The sequence below is a fragment of the Nocardioides salarius genome, from assembly GCF_016907435.1.
Taxonomy (GTDB): domain Bacteria; phylum Actinomycetota; class Actinomycetes; order Propionibacteriales; family Nocardioidaceae; genus Nocardioides; species Nocardioides salarius.
The window spans coordinates 295656-313038 of the sequence record NZ_JAFBBZ010000001.1 but is presented as its reverse complement, the minus strand read 5'-3'; the positions used below and the strand labels follow the sequence as shown (position 1 = coordinate 313038).

General features: G+C 74.0%; 18 protein-coding genes. All 18 read left to right on the top strand.

Translation table 11 applies throughout. The features are described from left to right. Nucleotides 1-124 precede the first annotated feature (124 nt). Genes JOE61_RS01570 through JOE61_RS01485 form a run of 18 tightly spaced genes read left to right on the top strand, consistent with a single transcriptional unit; the run spans nucleotide 125 to nucleotide 17328 of the window. The gene (locus JOE61_RS01570) at nucleotides 125-1234 is read left to right on the top strand and encodes an ABC transporter ATP-binding protein (RefSeq protein ID WP_193669414.1); all 1110 of its coding nucleotides are present in this window, start codon (nucleotides 125-127) and stop codon (nucleotides 1232-1234) included. Between the two features lie 23 nt (nucleotides 1235-1257). Next, a complete protein-coding gene (locus JOE61_RS01565; protein ID WP_307822750.1) occupies nucleotides 1258-2613 on the top strand; it encodes a replication-associated recombination protein A in 1356 nt (451 codons plus the stop codon). An 11-nt stretch (nucleotides 2614-2624) separates the two neighbouring features. Continuing rightward, on the top strand, nucleotides 2625-3170 hold the full coding sequence (locus JOE61_RS01560) for a hypothetical protein (protein WP_193669362.1): 546 nt from the start codon (nucleotides 2625-2627) through the stop codon (nucleotides 3168-3170). After that, nucleotides 3167-3454 carry a DUF6167 family protein gene (locus JOE61_RS01555; RefSeq protein ID WP_227491815.1) on the top strand — a complete coding sequence of 96 codons (288 nt, stop codon included), beginning with the start codon at nucleotides 3167-3169 and terminating at the stop codon, nucleotides 3452-3454. Before JOE61_RS01560 ends, JOE61_RS01555 begins: the two co-directional genes overlap by 4 nt. Then, on the top strand, nucleotides 3454-6129 hold the full coding sequence (gene alaS, locus JOE61_RS01550; RefSeq protein ID WP_193669363.1) for an alanine--tRNA ligase: 2676 nt from the start codon (nucleotides 3454-3456) through the stop codon (nucleotides 6127-6129). Before JOE61_RS01555 ends, alaS begins: the two co-directional genes overlap by 1 nt. A gap of 5 nt (nucleotides 6130-6134) precedes the next feature. Beyond that, nucleotides 6135-6605 carry a Holliday junction resolvase RuvX gene (gene ruvX, locus JOE61_RS01545; protein WP_193669364.1) on the top strand — a complete coding sequence of 157 codons (471 nt, stop codon included), beginning with the start codon at nucleotides 6135-6137 and terminating at the stop codon, nucleotides 6603-6605. Beyond that, nucleotides 6602-7786 (top strand): endolytic transglycosylase MltG, encoded by a 1185-nt coding sequence (gene mltG / locus JOE61_RS01540; protein ID WP_193669365.1) that lies wholly within the window; start codon nucleotides 6602-6604, stop codon nucleotides 7784-7786. The genes ruvX and mltG overlap by 4 nt, the downstream gene beginning before the upstream one ends. Nucleotides 7787-7794: 8 nt before the next feature. Beyond that, nucleotides 7795-8646 carry a shikimate dehydrogenase gene (locus JOE61_RS01535; protein WP_307822749.1) on the top strand — a complete coding sequence of 284 codons (852 nt, stop codon included), beginning with the start codon at nucleotides 7795-7797 and terminating at the stop codon, nucleotides 8644-8646. A 1-nt stretch (nucleotide 8647) separates the two neighbouring features. Next, complete coding sequence (locus JOE61_RS01530) at nucleotides 8648-9361, top strand: prepilin peptidase (protein WP_193669366.1); 714 nt, start codon at nucleotides 8648-8650, stop codon at nucleotides 9359-9361. 13 nt (nucleotides 9362-9374) lie between these two features. Beyond that, entirely contained in the window at nucleotides 9375-10562 is a 1188-nt protein-coding gene (gene aroC, locus JOE61_RS01525) for a chorismate synthase (protein ID WP_193669367.1), read from the top strand. 29 nt (nucleotides 10563-10591) lie between these two features. After that, on the top strand, nucleotides 10592-11074 hold the full coding sequence (locus tag JOE61_RS01520) for a shikimate kinase (RefSeq protein WP_204797344.1): 483 nt from the start codon (nucleotides 10592-10594) through the stop codon (nucleotides 11072-11074). Next, the gene (gene aroB / locus JOE61_RS01515) at nucleotides 11071-12186 is read left to right on the top strand and encodes a 3-dehydroquinate synthase (RefSeq protein WP_204797119.1); all 1116 of its coding nucleotides are present in this window, start codon (nucleotides 11071-11073) and stop codon (nucleotides 12184-12186) included. The genes JOE61_RS01520 and aroB overlap by 4 nt, the downstream gene beginning before the upstream one ends. Continuing rightward, nucleotides 12183-12620, top strand: a complete 438-nt coding sequence (locus JOE61_RS01510) for a type II 3-dehydroquinate dehydratase (RefSeq protein ID WP_193669368.1) — start codon at nucleotides 12183-12185, stop codon at nucleotides 12618-12620. Before aroB ends, JOE61_RS01510 begins: the two co-directional genes overlap by 4 nt. Nucleotides 12621-12680: 60 nt before the next feature. Continuing rightward, on the top strand, nucleotides 12681-13244 hold the full coding sequence (gene efp / locus JOE61_RS01505) for an elongation factor P (RefSeq protein ID WP_193669369.1): 564 nt from the start codon (nucleotides 12681-12683) through the stop codon (nucleotides 13242-13244). Between the two features lie 7 nt (nucleotides 13245-13251). Further along, on the top strand, nucleotides 13252-13665 hold the full coding sequence (gene nusB / locus JOE61_RS01500; RefSeq protein ID WP_193669370.1) for a transcription antitermination factor NusB: 414 nt from the start codon (nucleotides 13252-13254) through the stop codon (nucleotides 13663-13665). A 59-nt stretch (nucleotides 13666-13724) separates the two neighbouring features. Continuing rightward, nucleotides 13725-15125, top strand: coding sequence for a dihydrolipoyl dehydrogenase family protein (locus tag JOE61_RS01495; protein WP_193669371.1), 1401 nt, complete (start codon nucleotides 13725-13727; stop codon nucleotides 15123-15125). Then, on the top strand, nucleotides 15125-15958 hold the full coding sequence (locus tag JOE61_RS01490; RefSeq protein WP_193669372.1) for a DUF1206 domain-containing protein: 834 nt from the start codon (nucleotides 15125-15127) through the stop codon (nucleotides 15956-15958). The genes JOE61_RS01495 and JOE61_RS01490 overlap by 1 nt, the downstream gene beginning before the upstream one ends. After that, complete coding sequence (locus tag JOE61_RS01485) at nucleotides 15955-17328, top strand: dihydrolipoyl dehydrogenase family protein (protein WP_193669373.1); 1374 nt, start codon at nucleotides 15955-15957, stop codon at nucleotides 17326-17328. Before JOE61_RS01490 ends, JOE61_RS01485 begins: the two co-directional genes overlap by 4 nt. Nucleotides 17329-17383 lie beyond the last annotated feature (55 nt).

Genomic DNA, 17383 nt, shown 5'->3' with positions numbered 1-17383 from the left:
CCCCGAGCTGGCCAAGCCCGACGACGTCTCGCACCTGAGCTTCGCCGAGATCGCCGCCCAGGGCCACGGCGCCACCCGCCTGGACCCGAACGCGCCGGCCGTGCTCTCGGTCGACGACCTGAAGATGTACTTCCCGGTGAAGTCCTCGGGCGTCGTGCGTCGCACCATCGGCCACGTCCAGGCCGTCGACGGGATCAGCTTCGAGGTGCCCAAGGGCGGCTCGCTGGGCCTGGTGGGGGAGTCGGGCTGCGGCAAGTCGACCACCGGCCGACTCATCACCCGCCTCTACGAGCCGACGGGCGGCTCGATGCACTTCGGCGAGGACCGGGTCGACCTGGCGAAGCTGTCGAACCGCGCCATGAAGCCGCTGCGCCGCGACGTGCAGATGATCTTCCAGGACCCCTACACCTCGCTGAACCCGCGCCACACCGTCGGGTCGATCGTCGGGGCGCCGCTGTCGGTGCACAAGGTGGTGCCGCAGAACAAGATCAAGGACCGCGTCAAGGAGCTCCTCGAGGTCGTGGGCCTCAACCCGGAGCACTACAACCGCTACCCCAACGAGTTCTCCGGCGGGCAGCGCCAGCGCATCGGCATCGCCCGCGCGCTCACGCTGAACCCCAAGCTGCTGGTGGCCGACGAGCCGGTCTCCGCGCTCGACGTCTCGATCCAGGCCCAGGTGATCAACCTGCTCCAGGAGCTGCAGGCCGAGATGGGCATCGCGTTCCTGTTCATCGCCCACGACCTGGCGATCGTGCGGCACTTCTGCCCCGAGGTCGCGGTGATGTACCTGGGCAAGATCGTCGAGATCGCCGACCGCGAGACGATCTACGGCTCCGCGCACCACCCGTACACGCAGGCGCTGCTCTCGGCGGTGCCCGACGTGAAGCAGGCGGCCATCGGGGGCCGCCGCGAGCGGATCCGGCTCGAGGGCGACGTGCCCAGCCCGATCAACCCGCCGTCGGGCTGCCGCTTCCGCACCCGCTGCCACCTGGCCCAGGACATCTGCGCCAAGGTCGAGCCGCCGCTGCTGCAGATCGGTCCGCGCCACAAGGTGGCCTGCCACTTCGCCGGCGAGCTGGGCGACGCGCCGCGCACCCCGGTCACCTCCGGGCTGCTGGGCGTCGACGCCCAGGGCAGCCCGGACCCCGGGGTCACGCCCGAGGACCTGGCCACCGGTCCCGGCTACGAGAAGCGCTGGTTCGACGTGAAGTCGAGGCAGATGGTCTCGGCCTGAGCACCGGCTCCTAGGCTGTCGGGGTGGACGCACTGTTCGACGCCCCGACGCCCGGGTCCGGCAGGACCGGCGGGGGCTCCCTGGCCGCCAGCTCGCACGCCTCGGCGCCGCTGGCGGTGCGGATGCGCCCGCGCACCCTCGAGGAGCTGGTGGGCCAGTCGCAGCTGCGCGAGCCGGGTTCGCCGCTGCACCAGCTGATCGAGGACCAGCGCTCGCTGTCGCTCCTGCTGTGGGGGCCGCCGGGCACCGGCAAGACCACGATCGCCTCGATCCTGAGCCAGCAGACCGACCGCCGCTTCGTCGAGGTCTCGGCGGTCTCGGCGGGCGTCAAGGAGGTCCGGGCTGCCATCGACAGCGCGCGGGCTGAGCTGGTCGCGACGGGCAACGAGACCGTGCTCTTCGTCGACGAGGTGCACCGCTTCAGCAAGGCCCAGCAGGACGCGCTGCTGCCCGGCGTCGAGAACCGGTGGGTCACGCTGGTGGCCGCCACCACCGAGAACCCGTTCTTCTCGGTCATCTCCCCGCTGCTGTCGCGCAGCCTGCTGCTGCGCCTGGAGTCGCTGAGCGACGACGACGTGCGCGCGGTCATCGACCAGGCGCTGGTCGACGAGCGCGGGCTCGCGGGGGAGTACACCCTGGACGAGGACGCCGCCGAGCACCTGGTGCGCCTGGCCGGCGGCGACGCCCGGCGCAGCCTGACCTATCTCGAGGCCGCGGCCGGCGCGGCACGGGCCCGCGGTGCCACCGCGATCGACCTGCCCACCGCGGAGACGGCCGTCGACCAGGCAGCGGTGCGCTACGACCGCCAGGGCGACCAGCACTACGACGTCACCAGCGCCTTCATCAAGTCGGTGCGCGGCTCCGACGCCGACGCCGCCATGCACTACCTGACCCGGATGATGGAGGCCGGCGAGGACCCGCGCTTCATCGCGCGCCGCCTGGTGGTCCTGGCCAGCGAGGACATCGGGCTGGCCGACCCGTCGGCGCTGACCACCGCGGTGGCCGCCGCCCAGGCCGTCCAGCTGATCGGGATGCCCGAGGCGAAGTTCAACCTGGCCCACGCCACCATCGCGCTGGCCGTGGCGCCCAAGTCCAACGCCGTCACGACCGCGCTGGCCGAGGCGTCCGGCGACGTGCGTGCGGGCAAGGTCGGGCCGGTGCCGGCCCACCTGCGCGACGCCCACTACGCGGGCGCCAAGGACCTGGGCCACGGCCGCAGCTACACCTACAGCCACGACGAGCCCTACGGGGTGGCCGAGCAGCAGTACGCCCCCGACGTGGTCGCCGACGCGACGTACTACCGGCCCAAGGAGATCGGTGCCGAGGCGGCGATCAAGGAGCGGTGGGAGCGAGTTCGTCGCATCATCCGCGGACGGTAGGGTCGGGCACCATGACCGAGCAGTGGAGCGTGCCCGTGTGGGCACTCGTCGCGACCACCGTCGCCGTGCTCCTGCTCGGGCTGCTCGCCGCCGCCGCGCTGGTGGCCGTGGGGCGCGCCCGACGCAGGGCCGCGGCCGATCTCGACGCGGTGCGCCGCAGCGCCGAGGAGCTGGTGGCGCGGGTCGAGGACGTCGAGCACCGGCTGGCCCGTCAGCAGCGGCGCGAGTCGCTCGACGCCCACGAGTACGTCATCACGCACGTGGGCGAGGAGCCCGAGGCACCCAGCGCCGCGGAGGACGGGCAGGACGCGCAGGACGCGCCGACCGTGCCGGCCCCGCTCTTCGCCGACCTGGTGCTGCGCGAGAGCGCCGTGCAGGCCGCGTCGCTGGCCCACGGGCTGCGTCGCGCCCTGGCGCCGGAGACCCGCCACCGCATCCGCTTCGAGATGCGTCGCGAGGTCAAGCGGGCGCGCAAGCAGCGCCGCGCCGACCTGCGCGCCGCGCGTCGCGAGTGGCAGGCCCGGGGCCGCGCCGACCAGGCGGAGCCCGCCGCATGAGCCGCGGGCTCTGGTTCGTGGCCGGAGCCGGCGCCGGGGTCTACGCGATGGTGCGTGGTCGCCGCGCGGCCGAGGCGCTCACCGCCGACGGTCTGCGCGACCGGGTCGGCGCCCTGGCCCTCGGTGCCCGCCTCTTCCGCGACGAGGTCGCCCAGGGCCGGGCCGAGGTCCAGGACGAGCTGCGCGAGCGGCTCGCCGCCGCCGGCCCCCGACAGATCCAGGCGGCCCCCACCGACCACCCCGACACACCCCCACCGACAGCAGGACAGGAAGGCAGCAGCTGATGGAGACCGCGGAGATCCGGCGCAGGTTCGTGGCGCACTTCGAGCGTCACGGGCACACGGTCGTGCCGTCGGCCTCGCTGCTGCTCGACGACCCCAACCTGCTGTTCGTCAACGCCGGCATGGTGCCCTTCAAGCCCTACTTCCTGGGCCAGGAGACCCCCAAGTGGGACCGGGCCACCAGCGTGCAGAAGTGCGTGCGCACCCTCGACATCGAGGAGGTCGGCAAGACCACGCGTCACGGCACCTTCTTCCAGATGTGCGGCAACTTCTCCTTCGGCGACTACTTCAAGGAGGGGGCGATCCGCTTCGCCTGGAGCCTGGTCACCGGCTCCGTCGACGACGGCGGCTTCGGCTTCGACCCCGAGAAGATCTGGGTCACGGTGCTGCCCAGCGACGACGAGGCCAAGCAGCTGTGGCACGAGGTCGCGGGCCTGCCCTTCGAGCGCATCCAGGAGCGCGGCCTCGAGGACAACTACTGGAACATGGGCGTGCCGGGCCCCGGCGGTCCCTGCTCGGAGATCTACGTCGACCGCGGGCCGGCCTACGGCCCCGACGGCGGCCCGAACGCCGACGAGGACCGGTTCCTGGAAATCTGGAACCTCGTGTTCATGCAGGAGTCGCTGAGCCAGGTGCGCTCGAAGGCCGACTTCGACGTCGAGGGCCCGCTGCCGGCCAAGAACATCGACACCGGCATGGGCCTGGAGCGGGTGGCCTACCTGCTGCAGGGCAAGGAGAACCTCTACGAGATCGACGAGGTCTTCCCGGTCATCGAGCGCGCGGCCGAGCTGAGCGGCAGGAAGTACGGCGCCGACCCGGCTGACGACGTGCGCTTCCGCGTCGTGGCCGACCACGTGCGCAGCGCGCTGATGCTGATCAGCGACGGCGTCACCCCCGGCAACGAGGCCCGCGGCTACGTGCTGCGTCGCCTGCTGCGCCGGGCCATCCGCTCCATGCGCCTGCTCGGGTACGACGGCCCGGCGCTGCGCGAGCTGCTGCCGGTCAGCCGCGACCGGATGAAGCTGTCCTACCCCGAGGTCGAGACCGGCTTCGACCGGATCAGCCGGGTCGCCTACGCCGAGGAGGACGCGTTCGCCAAGACGCTGCTCGCCGGCACCCAGCTCTTCGACCGCGCCGCCGACGAGGTCCGCAGCACCGGCCGGGCCCAGCTCTCCGGCGCCCAGGCGTTCACCCTGCACGACACCTACGGCTTCCCGATCGACCTGACCCTCGAGATGGCCTCGGAGGCCGGTCTCGGCGTCGACGAGCAGGGCTTCCGCGGGCTGATGGCCGAGCAGCGCGAGCGCGCCAAGGCCGACGCCAAGGCCAAGAAGGGCCAGCACGCCGACACCGGGGTCTACCGCGGCATCCTCGACGCCCACGGCCCGACCGACTGGCTGGCCTACGAGACGCTGCAGACCGAGTCGCGGGTGCTCGCGGTCCTCTCGGGCGGTGCCGGCGTGCCCGCGCTGGGCGCCGGCGAGGTCGGCGAGGTCGTGCTCGACCGCACCCCGTTCTACGCCGAGTCCGGCGGCCAGGCCGCCGACGCGGGCGTCCTGGTCGGTGACGGCACCCGGCTCGAGGTGCTCGACGTGCAGCGCCCGGTGCGCGGGCTGGTGGTCCACCAGGTGCGCGTGCTCGAGGGCGAGCTCGTGCAGGACGCCCTGCTCGCCGCCCAGGTCGACCCCGAGTGGCGCACCGGCGCGCGCCAGGCCCACTCGGGCACCCACGTGGTGCACGCCGCGCTGCGCGAGGTGCTCGGCCCCTCGGCCCTGCAGTCGGGCTCCTACAACCGTCCCGGCTACCTGCGCCTCGACTTCGGCTGGACCAGCTCGCTGAGCCCCGAGCAGGTGCGCGACATCGAGCAGGTCTCCAACCAGGCGCTGCGCGCCGACCTGCCCGTCGGATGGCAGTACATGACGCTCGAGCAGGCCAAGGAGTGGGGCGCGATCGCGCTCTTCGGCGAGACCTACGACGACACCCAGGTGCGCGTGGTCGAGATCGGCGGCCCGTGGTCGCGCGAGCTGTGCGGCGGCACCCACGTCGAGCACTCCTCCCAGATCGGCACCGTGGTGGTGACCGGCGAGTCGTCGGTGGGCTCGGGCAACCGGCGCATCGAGGCCTTCACCGGCGTCGAGGGCTTCGCCTACCTGGCCCGCGAGCGCGACGTGGTCGCCCAGCTCACCGGCCTGCTCAAGACGCAGCCCGACGACCTCGTCCCGCGGGTCTCCGACCTCGTCGAGCGGCTGCGCTCGGCCGAGAAGGAGGTCGAGAAGGCCCGCCTGTCCCAGCTGCTCTCCGGCGGCGCGGCACTGGCCGCCGGCGCGAGCGACGTGCAGGGCGTCGCCGTCGTGGCCCACCGGGTCGACGGCGCGGGCGGCGGCGACGTGCGCACCCTGGCCACCGACGTGCGCGGCCGGCTGCCACAGGACCGACCCGGTGTGGTGGTCGTGCTCGGCGTCCTCGACGCCAAGGTGTCGGTGGTCGCGGCCACCAACGACGCGGCGCGTGCCCGCGGGCTCAGCGCCAACGACCTGGTGCGCGCGGTCGGTCCGCTCGTCGGCGGCAAGGGCGGCGGCAAGGCCGACGTGGCCCAGGGCGGCGGCACCGACACCACCCGCCTCGACGAGGCGCTCGCCGCGGTCGAGGCCGAGGTCGCGCGCGCGGCCGGGGCCTGAGCCGGGTGCGCCACGGCACCCGCCTGGGCATCGACCCGGGCGACGCCCGGATCGGGGTGGCCCGCAGCGACCCCACGGGGTTCCTGGCCACGCCGGTCGAGACGGTGCGCCGCGGTGGCGGCGACCTGCGACGCCTGGGCGCCATCCTCAAGGAGGTCTCGGAGGACTCCGAGGTCGTCGAGGTGGTCGTCGGGCTGCCCCGCTCGCTGAAGGGCGGCGAGGGTCCGGCGGCGGTGAAGGTCCGTGAGTTCGCGGTCGCGCTGGCGCGCCGGGTCGCCCCGGTGCCGGTGCGGCTGGTCGACGAGCGCCTCACCACCGTCTCGGCGGAGGCTATGCTGCGCGACCGAGGACGCAAGGGCAGCAACCGGCGTGCGGTGGTGGACCAGGCAGCGGCCGTGTTCATCCTCCAGCACGCACTGGACACCGAACGCGCCACGGGCACCGCTCCGGGCGAGATCGTCGAGGAGCAGGCATGAGCGAGCACCAGCCCGACGGGGAGACGGTCGACGCAGCCACGGTGCTGCCCGCCGAACCCGAGTACGTCGCGGGCGGCTCCCGGCGCCGCAAGCGCAGCCGGCTCCCCGGCTGCCTGGCGGTGCTCGTCGCGCTCGCGCTCATCGGCGGCGGGCTGTGGTTCGCCGGCACCAAGGTCACCGACTTCGTCTCCGACCGCTTCTCCTCCGCGCCCGACTACGACGGTCCCGGGCGCGGGCGGGTGCTCTTCGAGGTCAGCAGCGGCGACAGCGCCGCCGCGATCTGCCGCGGCCTCAAGGACGAGGACGTCGTGGCCTCGGTCGACTCCTGCATCTCCGCCGCCCAGGCCGACAGCGAGTCGGCCGGCATCCAGGTCGGCTTCTACGAGCTGCAGAAGGAGATGGCCTCGGCCGACGCGATCGACGTGCTGGTCGATCCCGCCAACCTGCTGACCAGCTCGGTCACGGTCCCGGAGGGCCTCAACGTCGACCAGGTGGTCGACGTGCTGGCCAAGGGCACCGACTTCGGTGCCGGCCGCTTCCGCAACGTGCTCGACCAGCCCCAGAAGATCGGGCTGCCCGACTACGCCGACGGCAACCCCGAGGGCTACCTGTTCCCCTCCACCTACGCCTTCGGCCCGAAGGACAAGCCCAAGGACATGCTCGGCGCGATGGTCGACCGCTGGGAGCAGGCCGCCGAGGAGGCCGACCTCGAGGGCGCCGCCGAGGAGCTCGGCTACACCCCCCACGAGCTGATGACCGTGGCCAGCCTGGTCGAGGCCGAGGGCCGCGGCGACGACATGCCCAAGGTCGCCCGGGTGATCTACAACCGGCTGGAGAACCCCGAGAACGGGGTCACCAACGGGCTGCTGCAGATCGACGCGGCCGTCAACTACGCCCTCGACAAGTCGCCCATCGCCCGGCTCACGCTCGACGAGATCGACTCCGTGGCCGACTCGCCGTACAACACCTACACCCAGCAGGGGCTGCCGCCCGGCCCGATCGAGGCGCCCGGCGACGCGGCCATCGCGGCGGCCGCCGCCCCGGCCGACGGGCCCTGGCTGTTCTACGTGACGGTGAACCTCGAGACCGGCGAGACGAAGTTCACCGAGTCCTACGACGAGTTCCTCGGCTTCCGCCGCGAGCTCGACGAGTACTGCGACACCCAGTCGGACCGCTGCTGAGCACGACGGTGGCTCCTGTGCGCTGCGCCGTGCTCGGCGACCCCGTCGACCACTCCCTGTCGCCGGTGCTGCACCGCGCGGCGTACGACGCACTGGGGCTGGAGGGCTGGACCTACGAGGCGGTGCGGGTGCCGGGCGGGACCCTCGCCGACTTCCTGCGCGGCCTCGACCCCTCGTGGCGCGGGCTGTCGCTGACCATGCCGCTCAAGCGCGAGCTGCTCGACCTCGCCGGCGAGGTCACCGACCGGGCCCGCCTGGTGGGAGCCGCCAACACGCTCGTGCTCGGCGACGACGTCGTCGCCGGAGGGCTGGCGGACAACACCGACCTCCCCGGTGCGGCCGCCGCGGTGCGCGAGCGCTGGGCCGGGGCCGTCGACGACGTGGTGGTGCTCGGCGGCGGGGCCACCGCCGCGTCGACCGCCCTGGCGCTGGTCGAGGAGGGCGCCACCCGGGTGCGGGTGCTGGCCCGCTCGCCGCAGCGCGCGGCGCAGACCGTCGACGCGGTCCGCGCGCACCCCTCGGCACCCCGGGTCGAGGCGCTGGCGCTGCCCACGCAGCCGGTGCGCGCCGACGTGGTGGTCTCCACCGTGCCCGCGAGCGCGCAGGGGCCCGACCTGCTCGCGCTGCTCGAGGCGCCGGTGTTCTTCGAGGTGCTCTACGACCCCTGGCCCACCCCGCTGGCCAGCGCTGCCGGCGGGCGCGGGGCCGTGCTCGTCGGGGGCCTCGACCTGCTCGTCCACCAGGCCGCGCTGCAGGTCGGGCTCTTCCTCGGCGCCGCCTCCTCCGTCGACCGCAGCACCCTGCTCGCCGTGATGCGCGAGGCCGGCGAGCGCGCGCTGCGCGCCCGAGCGCGGGGCTGAGGTGGAGCCGCTGGTCGCCCTGGCGGCGGTCGCGCTCGCGGCCGCCGGAGGCGCCCTGGGGCCGGCCGTCCTGCGCCGGCTGCCCGACCCGCCGCCCGGCGACCACCCGGCCGACGAGCCCGACCCACCGTCGTACGCCGACGTCGCGGCCACCCGGTCCCTCGGGCTGCCCCTCGCGGCCGGGCTCGCCGTCGTGTCGGGCGCGGTGGTCGCCCTGGTCGCGGCACTGCTGGGCACCGGGTGGCTGCTGGCCTACGTCACCGTGGCCGCCCCGGTGTGCGCGCTGCTGGCCCACGTCGACGCCCGCACCCGGCTGCTGCCCAAGCGGGTCGTGCTGCCGGCGACGGGTGCCCTGGTGCTGCTGGCGCTGGGGGAGTGGGCGGTGACCGGTGAGCACACCGACGTGCTGCGCGCGGGCGTCGCGATGCTGGCGCTGCGCTCCTTCTTCTGGGTGCTGTGGTTCGTGCACTCGGCCGGCATGGGCTTCGGCGACGTGCGCCTGGCCGCGCTCGTCGGTCTCGTGCTCGGCCGCGCCGGCGTGGCCGAGACGCTGGTCGGCGCCTACGCGGGCTTCCTGGTGCTGGCCCTGCCGGCGCTGGTGGTGGCGGTGGTGCGGCGTGACCGGTCGAGGCTGCGCCAGGCCAAGCCGTTCGGCCCGGCGATGATCGTGGGCGCCCTGCTTGGACTGCTGGGAGGACCCCTCCTGCTGGCGTGAAAGACTGGGCCACATGCTGCGTTGGCTCACCGCGGGCGAGTCCCACGGCCCCTCTCTTGTCGCGATCCTGGAGGGGCTCCCCGCCCATGTCCAGGTCACCTCCGACGACGTCGCCGAGTCGCTGGCCCGGCGCCGCCTCGGCTACGGCCGCGGGGCCCGGATGAAGTTCGAGCAGGACGAGGTCACCTTCACCGGCGGCGTGCGCCACGGGCGCACCCAGGGCGGGCCGGTCGCGATCATGGTCGGCAACACCGAGTGGCCCAAGTGGGAGAAGGTGATGTCGGCCGACCCGGTCGACCAGGCCGAGCTCGACGCGCTGGCGCGCAACGCCGCGCTGACCCGGCCCCGCCCGGGCCACGCCGACCTGGCCGGCATGCAGAAGTACGACTTCGACGAGGCCCGCCCGGTGCTCGAGCGGGCCTCGGCGCGCGAGACCGCGGCCCGCGTGGCCCTGGGCCGCGTGGCCACCAACTTCCTCGAGCAGGCCTGCGGTGCCGGCGTGGTCTCCCACGTCGTCGAGCTCGGCGGCGTGCGCGCCCCCGACGGCTCCTGGCCCGTCGACGCCTCGGCCGCCACCGTCACCGCGCTCGACGACGACCCCGTGCGCTGCCTCGACCCCGGCACCTCCCAGGCGATGGTCGAGCGCATCGACGCCGCCCACAAGGACGGCGACACCCTCGGCGGCGTCGTCGAGGTCGTGGTGCACGGGCTGCCGCCCGGCCTGGGCTCGCACGTGCACTGGGACCGTCGCCTCGACTCGCGGCTCGCGGGCGCCCTGATGGGCATCCAGGCGATCAAGGGCGTCGAGGTCGGCGACGGGTTCGCGCTGGCCGCGACCCCCGGGTCGCTGGCCCACGACGAGATCGTGCCCGGCCCCGACGGCATCCGGCGCACCAGCGGGCGCGCCGGCGGCACCGAGGGCGGGATGACCACCGGCGAGGCGCTGCGCGTGCGCGCGGCCATGAAGCCGATCGCGACCGTGCCCCGCGCCCTGCGCACCATCGACGTCGCCACCGGCGAGGAGGCCGTGGCCCACCACCAGCGCTCCGACGTCTGCGCGGTGCCGGCCGCCGGCATCGTCGCCGAGGCGATGGTGGCCCTGGTCGTGGCCGACGCGCTGCTGGAGAAGTTCGGCGGCGACTCCGTGGGCGAGACCCGGCGCAACGTCGAGTGCTACCTGCAGGCGCTGAGGTACCGGTGAGCGCTCCCCGCGTGGTCCTCGTGGGCCCGATGGGCGCCGGCAAGACCACCGTGGCCGGGCTGCTGGCCCAGCGCTGGGGCGTGGCCGTGCGCGACACCGACCACGACGTCGAGGCGAGCGCCGGCCGCGAGATCTCCGAGATCTTCGTCGACGACGGCGAGGCGGCCTTCCGCGAGCTCGAGCGCAAGGCCGTCGCCACCGCGCTGGCCGAGCACGACGGCGTGCTGGCTCTCGGTGGGGGAGCGGTGCTCGACCCCGCCACCCGCGAGCAGCTCGCCGGCCAGACCGTGGTCTTCCTGCGCGTCGGCCTCAGCGACGCCGTCAAGCGCGTCGGCCTGGGCGTGGGCCGGCCGCTGCTGCTCGGCAACGTGCGGGCCCGCATCAAGGCCCTGCTCGACGAGCGCACCCCCGTCTACGAGGCCGTCGCCACGCACACCGTGACCACCGACGCCCGCAGCCCCGAGGAGGTCGCCGACGAGGTCGTCGCGCTGCTCGAGGGAGCGGCCCGGTGAGCAGCCCCGCCGCCCCGCCCACCACGCTGCACGTCGGCGGCGCGGCGCCGTACGACGTGGTGGTCGGGCACGGCGTCGCCGACCGGCTCGTCGGGCTGCTCGGCGAGCAGCCCCGCCAGGTCGCGGTGGTGCTGCCCGAGACCCTGCGCGCGCTCGCGGCCCCGGTGCTCGAGGCGCTGCGCGGCACCTACCGCGTCACCGAGCTCGTGGTGCCCGACGGCGAGGCCGCCAAGACCGCGGCGAGCGCCGCCGGGTGCTGGGAGCAGCTCGGGGCGGCCGGCTTCACCCGCTCCGACGCCGTGGTGACCTTCGGCGGCGGCGCCACCACCGACCTGGGCGGCTTCGTGGCCGCCACCTGGCTGCGCGGGGTCCGCGTCGTGCACGTGCCGACCACGCTGCTGGCGATGGTCGACGCGGCGGTGGGCGGCAAGACCGGCGTCAACACCGCGGCCGGCAAGAACCTCGTCGGCTCCTTCCACGAGCCCGCCGGGGTGCTCTGCGACCTGTCCCTGCTCGCGACCCTGCCGCGCGCCGACCTGGTGGCCGGCCTCGGCGAGGTCGTCAAGTGCGGCTTCATCGCCGACCCGCGCATCCTCGAGCTCGTCGAGGGCACCGACCCCGACGCGCTGACCGCCGGCTCCCCGGTGCTGCGCGAGCTCGTCGAGCGCTCGGTGCGGGTCAAGGTCGACGTCGTGGTCGCCGACCTGCGCGAGACCGGCGGCGCCGGCGGGCACCCCGGTCGCGAGGCCCTCAACTACGGCCACACGATGGGCCACGCGATCGAGCGGGCCGAGGGCTACACGATGCGCCACGGCGAGGCCGTGGCCATCGGCTGCGTCTTCGTGGCCGAGCTGGCCCGCCGCGCCGGTCGCCTCGACGACGCCACCGCCGACCGGCACCGCAGCGCCTTCGCCCGGGTCGGGCTGCCGGTCTCCTACGCCGGTGCCGACTACGACACGCTGCGCGCCGCGATGGCGGTCGACAAGAAGTCGCGCGGCGACCAGCTGCGCTTCGTGGTGCTCGAGGAGGTCGGGCGACCCGTCGTGCTCGCCGGGCCCGACGAGGAGCACCTGCGCGGCGCCTACGAGACGATGGCGGGAGCGCGCCCGTGAAGGTCCTGGTGCTCAACGGGCCCAACCTCGGGCGGCTGGGCCGCCGCCAGCCCGAGATCTACGGCACCACCACCCACGCCGAGCTCGTCGAGCGCTGCGTGGCCTGGGGAGCCGAGCGGGGCATGCAGGTCGAGGTGCGCCAGACCAACCACGAGGGCGTCATGGTCGACTGGCTCAACACCGCCGCCGACGACGAGACGCCCGTCGTGCTCAACGCCGCCGCCTGGACCCACTACTCGTACGCCGTCCACGACGCCTGCGCGCAGCTGGTGGCGCCGCTCGTCGAGGTGCACCTCTCCGACCCGCGCACCCGCCCCGAGGAGTTCCGGCACCACTCCGTGGTGACGGCCCACGCCGTCGAGGTCGTCGCCGGCCACGGGGTGGAGGGCTACCGGATGGCCCTCGACGTGCTCGCGACCCGCGCAGCCACGTAGACTCGCGCGCTGTTGTCCCGCCCCTCCTACGACCCTCGACGAAAAGGCTGACGTACGCGCATGGCATCGACCAACGACCTGAAGAACGGCATGGTTCTCTCCATCGACAACGGGCTGTGGTCCGTCGTGGAGTTCCAGCACGTCAAGCCGGGCAAGGGCCCCGCCTTCGTGCGGACCAAGCTGAAGAACGTCGAGTCCAACAAGACCGTCGACAAGACCTTCAACGCCGGCACCAAGGTCGAGACCGCCACGGTCGACCGCCGCACCATGCAGTACCTCTACAACGACGGCACGTCCTACGTGTTCATGGACATCAGCACCTACGACCAGCTCGAGATCGCGCCGGAGATCGTCGGCGACGCCGCGAACTTCCTGCTCGAGAACAACGAGGCGATCGTGGCCACCCACGAGGGCCGGGTGCTCTTCATCGAGCTCCCGCCCTCGGTGGAGCTCGAGATCACCTTCACCGAGCCCGGCCTGGCCGGCGACTCGGCGACCGGTCGCACCAAGCCGGCCACCCTCGAGACCGGGCACGAGATCCAGGTCCCGCTCTTCATCAACCAGAACGAGAAGGTCAAGGTCGACACCCGCGACTCCTCGTACCTGGGCCGCGTCAAGTCGTGACCGCCTGATGTCGGCACGCACCAAGGCCCGCAAGCGCGCCCTCGACGTGCTCTTCTCGTGCGAGCTGCGCGACGAGACCCCGCTCGAGGCGCTCGAGCGCGTCCTCGCCGAGGGCGAGCGCCCCACCACCGAGTACACCGTCACCCTGGTGCGCGGCGTCGCCGAGCACCAGTCGCAGATCGACGAGCTGCTGTCGTCGTACTCCGAGGGCTGGACCCTCTCGAGGATGCCCGCGGTCGACCGCAACGTGCTGCGCCTGGGCGTCTTCGAGCTGCTGCACGTCGACGACGTCCCCGACGGCGTCGCGGTCTCGGAGGCGATGGCGCTGGTGCGCGAGCTGTCGACCGACGAGTCGCCGCAGTTCGTCAACGGGGTGCTCGGCACCATCCAGCGCAACAAGACGAGCATCCTCGGCGGCTGAGGTCTTCATCCCTCCGGGCGGGTGACCTGGGTGTCGTCGGGAGCGGGCATGCTGTCCGGATGAGCGAACCGACACCCGACAGCACCCAGGTCGACCTCGTGGTCGTCGGGCTCGGCCCCGGGGCCGAGCCCCTGGCCACCGGCGCCGCCGAGGCGGGCCTGCGCGTCGTCGCGGTCGACAAGCACCTGGTCGGCGGCGAGTGCCCCTACTACGGCTGCGTGCCGTCGAAGATGATGCTGCGCGCGGCCGACAGCCTGGCCGAGGCCCGGCGCGTCTCCGAGCTCGCCGGCGAGGTGCAGGTGGTCCCCTCGTGGGCCCCGCTGGCCGAGCGGATCTCCGCCGAGGCCACCAGCGGCTGGGACGACCAGGTCGCCGTCGAGCGGCTCGAGGCCGCCGGGGTCGCCTTCCACCACGGCGTCGGGCGTCTCGACGGCCCGGGCCGGGTGGTCGTCGAGCTGCCCGACGGCTCGACCCGGGCCTACGAGGCCGCGCGCGGCGTGGTGCTCAACCCCGGCACCCGCCCGGCCGAGCTGCCGATCGAGGGGCTCGCCGGCACGCCGTACTGGACCAACCGCGACGCGGTGCAGGTCACCTCGCTGCCCGGGTCGCTGGTCGTCATCGGCGGCGGCCCCATCGGCGCCGAGATGGCGCAGGTCTTCCAGCGCTTCGGCGTGCGGGTCACCCTGCTCGAGGCCGGCCCGCGCATCCTGGGCCCCGACGAGCCCGAGGCCTCGCAGGTGCTCGAGGAGGTCTTCGTCGGCGAGGGCATGCGGGTGATGACCGGCGTCGAGATCACCTCGGTCGGCCACGCCGACGGCGGCTTCGAGGTCGCGCTCGGCTCCGGTGACAGCCTGCACGCCGACCGGCTGCTGCTGGCCGCCGGGCGCACCCCCAACCTCGACGACATCGGTCTGGAGACGGTCGGCCTGGACCCCGCGGCGCGCACCGTCGAGGTCGACGAGCGGATGCGGGCGGGAGACCGCCTGTGGGTCATCGGCGACGTGACCGGCAAGGGCGCCTTCACCCACGTGGCGATGTACCAGTCCGCGATCGCGCTGCGTGACATCACCGGGCAGGAGGGTGCGCCGGCGCAATACCACGCGGTGCCGCACGCCACCTTCACCGATCCCGAGGTCGCCGGCGTCGGGATGACCGAGCAGCAGGCCCGCGACGCCGGGCTGCGCGTGCGGGTCGGCACCGCGCCGATGGAGTCCTCCTCCCGCGGCTGGCTGCACGGCCCCGGCGGGCGCGGCCTGGTCAAGGTGGTCGAGGACGCCGACCGCGGCGTGCTCGTCGGCGCCACCGCGATGGGCCCCTCGGGCGGCGAGGTGATCGGCTTCCTGGCCGTCGCCGTGCACGCCGAGGTCCCGGTCGCCACCCTGCGCTCGATGATCTACGCCTACCCCACGTTCCACCGCACCATCGAGACCGCCCTCGGCGACCTGGAAGAGGCTTCCTGATGAGCTCCGCGACAGACTTCGGCAAGGCCGCCGAGGACCACCGGTGGGTCGACCACGCCGCCCGCGCCGGGATGGTCGCCTACGGCGTGGTCAACCTGCTGATCGCCTGGTTGGCGCTGCAGCTGGCCTTCGGCGACCGCGAGGGCAGCACCACCAGCACGGGTGCGATGAGCCAGCTGGCCCAGCAGCCGTTCGGCAAGGCGCTCGTCTGGCTCGTGGCCGTCGGCATGCTGCTGCTCGTCGGGTGGCGCGCGCTCGAGGCCGCCTTCGGCCACGACAGCGAGGACGGCGCCAAGCGCACCGGCAAGCGGGTCTTCAGCGCCGGCAAGGCGCTGATCTACCTCGCGATCGCGATCAGCGCGATCCGTGTCGCCACCAGCTCGGGCAGCGGCGGCGGCAAGGGTGGCGGCAAGGGCGGCGGAGGCACCGACTCCACCACCCGGACCCTGATGGACCTGCCCGGCGGTCAGGTGCTGGTCTTCCTGGTCGGCGCCGGCATCATCGGCTACGGGATCTTCCAGATCTACCACGCGTGGAGCGAGGGCTTCCGCAAGAACCTCACCGCCGAGGGCAAGAGGGGCGACTCCGGCACGGCGTACGTCGCCTTCGGCAAGGCCGGCTACACCGCCAAGGGCATCGCCGTGGGCATCGTCGGCGCCCTGTTCCTCTACGCCGCGGTGACGCACTCGGCCGACAAGTCCGGCGGCCTCGACGTCGCCCTGCAGAAGGTGCTGCAGCAGCCGTTCGGGCCGTTCCTGCTGGGCGCGCTGGCCCTGGGCATCGGCGCCTACGGGCTCTTCTGCTTCGCCCGCGCCCGGCACCTGTCGCGGTGAGCACGACGCACCGGGTCGTCGACGTCGTCGTGCTGGGCGTCGGCTCCGGCGGCGAGCACGTGGCCCGCAAGCTGGGCGCGGCGGGTCTGCGGGTCGCCGCGGTCGAGTCGGGCCTCGTGGGCGGCGAGTGCCCCTTCCACGGGTGCACGCCCTCCAAGCTGATCGTCCGCGCCGCCGACACCCTCGCCGAGGCCCGCCGCGCCGGCGAGCTCGGGGGCACGGTCGACGTGCGGGCGTCCCTGGGCCCGGCCGCCCAGCGGGTGCGCGAGTCGACCCACGACTGGCACGACGACGCCCACGCCGACTCCCTCGAGGAGGCCGGCGTGCGGCTGGTGCGCGGGCACGGCCGCCTGGCCGGGCCCGGGGTCGTCGAGGTCGACACCCCCGGCGGGCTGACCCGCCTGGTCGCGACCCGCGGGGTCGTCCTCAACACCGGCACCGAGCCGGCCGTGCCGCCGGTCGACGGCCTGGCCGCGACGCCGTACTGGACCAACCGCGACGTGCTCGAGATCTCCGAGGCGCCGCGCTCGCTGGCCCTGGTCGGGGGCGGGCCCATCGGGGTCGAGCTGGCCCAGGCCCTGCGCCGCTTCGGCACCCAGGTCACGATCGTCGAGGCCGCCCCGCGCCTGCTGGGCGCCGAGGAGCCCGAGGCCGGCGAGCTGCTGGCCGAGGTGCTGCGCGACGAGGGCGTCGACGTCCGCCTGGGTGCCGACCTGGCCCGGGTCACCCACGACGGCGAGCGGTTCCACCTCGACGTCGACGGCGACGAGGTCGTCGTCGAGCGCCTCCTGGTCGCCACCGGACGCTCGGAGAACCTCCACGACATCGGGCTCGAGACGGTGGGGCTGGACCCCGGCGCCGACCACGTCGAGGTCGACGAGCGGATGCGGGCGGGGGAGCGGCTCTGGGCCGTCGGCGACATCACCGGCCGTGGCCCGTGGACCCACGTCTCGCTCTACCAGGGCGAGCTCGCCGTGCGCGACGTGCTCGGCGACACCGACGGGCCGTGGGCCGACTACCGGGCGGTGAGCCGGGTGACCTTCACCGACCCCGAGGTCGGGGCGGTCGGGCTGACCGAGGCGCAGGCGCGCGAGCAGGGCATCGACGTCGCCGTCGGCACCGCCGACATCGGCAGCGCCCCCCGCGGGTGGATCCACCAGGCGCGGGGGCTGGTCAAGGTGGTCGCCGACCGGCGCTCCGGCGTGGTGGTCGGCGCGACCACGATGGCGCCGTACGGCGGCGAGGTGCTGGGCCTGCTGAGCACCGCGGTGCACGCACAGGTGCCGGTCTCGGTGCTGCGCACCATGCACTTCGCCTACCCGACCTTCCACCGCACCATCGAGGTGGCGCTGAAGGAGACCGGGCTCTAGCGGCTGGGGACGGGCTGGTGTGACGGGGACGGGATCGGGGAAGGAACCCCTCAGC

What these genes read in the sequence shown, in the direction of transcription:
- mltG (WP_193669365.1), top strand. Translation starts at nt 6,602, where the DNA reads ATGAGCGAGCACCAGCCCGACGGGGAGACGGTCGACGCAGCCACGGTG.
- JOE61_RS01495 (WP_193669371.1), top strand. Translation starts at nt 13,725, where the DNA reads ATGAGCGAACCGACACCCGACAGCACCCAGGTCGACCTCGTGGTCGTC.
- alaS (WP_193669363.1), top strand. Translation starts at nt 3,454, where the DNA reads ATGGAGACCGCGGAGATCCGGCGCAGGTTCGTGGCGCACTTCGAGCGT.
- JOE61_RS01555 (WP_227491815.1), top strand. Translation starts at nt 3,167, where the DNA reads ATGAGCCGCGGGCTCTGGTTCGTGGCCGGAGCCGGCGCCGGGGTCTAC.
- JOE61_RS01560 (WP_193669362.1), top strand. Translation starts at nt 2,625, where the DNA reads ATGACCGAGCAGTGGAGCGTGCCCGTGTGGGCACTCGTCGCGACCACC.
- efp (WP_193669369.1), top strand. Translation starts at nt 12,681, where the DNA reads ATGGCATCGACCAACGACCTGAAGAACGGCATGGTTCTCTCCATCGAC.
- JOE61_RS01520 (WP_204797344.1), top strand. Translation starts at nt 10,592, where the DNA reads ATGGGCGCCGGCAAGACCACCGTGGCCGGGCTGCTGGCCCAGCGCTGG.
- JOE61_RS01490 (WP_193669372.1), top strand. Translation starts at nt 15,125, where the DNA reads ATGAGCTCCGCGACAGACTTCGGCAAGGCCGCCGAGGACCACCGGTGG.
- aroC (WP_193669367.1), top strand. Translation starts at nt 9,375, where the DNA reads ATGCTGCGTTGGCTCACCGCGGGCGAGTCCCACGGCCCCTCTCTTGTC.
- nusB (WP_193669370.1), top strand. Translation starts at nt 13,252, where the DNA reads ATGTCGGCACGCACCAAGGCCCGCAAGCGCGCCCTCGACGTGCTCTTC.
- JOE61_RS01570 (WP_193669414.1), top strand. Translation starts at nt 125, where the DNA reads ATGTACTTCCCGGTGAAGTCCTCGGGCGTCGTGCGTCGCACCATCGGC.